Source organism: Kitasatospora sp. NPDC056446, assembly GCF_042796115.1.
In the GTDB taxonomy this organism is placed as follows: domain Bacteria; phylum Actinomycetota; class Actinomycetes; order Streptomycetales; family Streptomycetaceae; genus Kitasatospora.
In genome coordinates this window covers 1-1,988 of record NZ_JBHTRF010000183.1, presented here as the reverse complement: position 1 = coordinate 1,988, position 1,988 = coordinate 1, and the positions used below count along the sequence as shown (strand labels likewise).

Below are 1,988 nucleotides of genomic sequence, written 5' to 3'. Positions count from 1 at the left end.
GGTCAAAAGAGATAAAGCAGGGGCGTGCAAGATCCTGTCCTGAGCTTGCAGATGCTCGATGGTTCCCCGCAAGCTCTTTGCTTTATCAGACTCTGTGCTCGGTTCGGCTCCGTCAAAATATTTCTTGACCATGCCTTCAATAGTGCTTGAAAGCACCTGTGCACCGTTCTCGAAATCCACAGTGTGACCCCGATGAACTCGATACCAGTGTTGATAGATCACATCCTGGACTGAACGATCATCCTTTTCATAACGACTGGCATTGACACTCTTCTCGGCCAGCAGCCATTTCTCCAAGAACGACTCCCAACCCTCTTTGTAATTTGGATGAATCCACAGCAGAGGGTCGCTATCGAATTGTCGCTTCATGCTGCGGATTTTGAGCGTCCAAGCGTCCGAATCAATGTCGGTGATGCACTTTTGCATCAGGTGCTGAGAGCAAAGCATAGACAACCCACGGAGGAAGTCTCGACTTTGCTTAGGGAAGTCAGTAGCTGCACCGTGGAACTGAACTCGGGTGAAACGAGGATCGATGCCGTTCACAGACCATGCGAAAGCTGACGCCTCATGCGTCCAGGGCTTCGGAGAGCCTCGCAACGGGAACTGAAATGTTCCAGGAACAATCCACTCGATGTGATGGCGCTCAGCGTTAGAGTTCTCTGTTGGCACGCGCAACGCCAGCTCCTGGATGCGTCCGGTCAGCGTGTCGAACCCGGACGGCACCGCTGATAAGCCAGGCAAAGCGTATGGGCGATCTAAGTCAAGCCGTAGATGCTGGGCAGCCCACTCGTCCCCCTCCCTGTCGATGGCCGACAAGTCAAAGTGGAAGCTCTCTCCAATTGCCTTCCCTTGCTCTGGCTCGGGTAGCCCGGCCTTGGGATCGAACGGGCCGGTGAACCCTTCACAGATGAACTGCAAGCGGAGATTGCTGTCATCGCCTTGGTCGATCACGGCGGTGCCAGTGAACACGATGGGGTCCGACACCGCTCGTTGCGTCAGAGTTCCCTTCGCAATCAGCTGGAACTTCCCGTCCATTACTTCATTGATGATCTTGTCGAACATGAGTGCTCTATGCCTCTGACTCGTTCTTATCCCGTCCAGCCAGGACCCACTTGGATACTTTGATGACGGCAAATATCAACAGGTAGACGACCCCGTATGCGATGGCATAGATGAGCATCAACTCCGGTAGCCATTTACTGAAAATGTAGGACGCATCTTCGTCTGCTCGAATCCGCTGCTTCTGCAAGCAGGCCTAGGCATGTTCGTTACCGTCCCATCCTGGAGGTTGGCTTCTGCCAGTTTTCAGCTCGAAGAAGCGATAGCCGCTCAGCTCCGACTCGTGCTTGAAGCTGAGATAGACAGGTCACACGAAAATAGCGACAAACACCACAACAATCGCCAATCGATTCCACATCCCAAGGCGCCTTTTCTTCATCGTCGCCTCCATTCCAGTTATTTCTATGAATGTTCAACCCAACTACCGATTAGCGGTCGAACAAATCGATGACTGATCGCACGCTACTTATATCCCCAGGATAGAGAGGCGACAGGCCATCGGGCTTTCTTCTTAGAGCCAGCTCCACGAACTCTCTATCCTGTTCCAAGGTGTGCAACACCTCGAACTTAGTGACGCCAACGCTCTGCGCCTTCCGCCTGTTGTGCAAGCTCACAGCCCGGAACTGGGTCGTCCGCATCAGCACTGTATAGAGCGAACGCTTTGCGTCTGACGCCGCCATCTCATCCATGGTTTGAAGCTGAGGATACTGTTCAATACCAGGAACAAATTCCAACATCTCAACCAGTTGTGACTTCGTGGTCTTAGATTTGAAATTTACAGAATGCTGTTTGCAGAGCAGCTTCAATTCGGGAACTTTCAATCGGTCCAGAAGCATCCGGGTTGATGGTTTCTCATTGGACACCGGCCTCGGGAAAGCGATTGGGAAACGTCCAAGGTCAGTAAACACTTGGACCCATTCGTCATATTC

General features: G+C 52.4%; 2 protein-coding genes. Both read right to left on the bottom strand.

The annotated features are described in order from the left end of the window. A partial coding sequence (locus ACFQ6N_RS40440; RefSeq protein WP_380659143.1) for a hypothetical protein occupies positions 1-1,062 on the bottom strand: 1,062 nt, incomplete at its 3' end. Positions 1,063-1,487: 425 nt separating this feature from the next. Beyond that, positions 1,488-1,988 (bottom strand): hypothetical protein (locus ACFQ6N_RS40435; protein WP_380659142.1); only part of this gene is annotated, 501 nt, incomplete at its 5' end.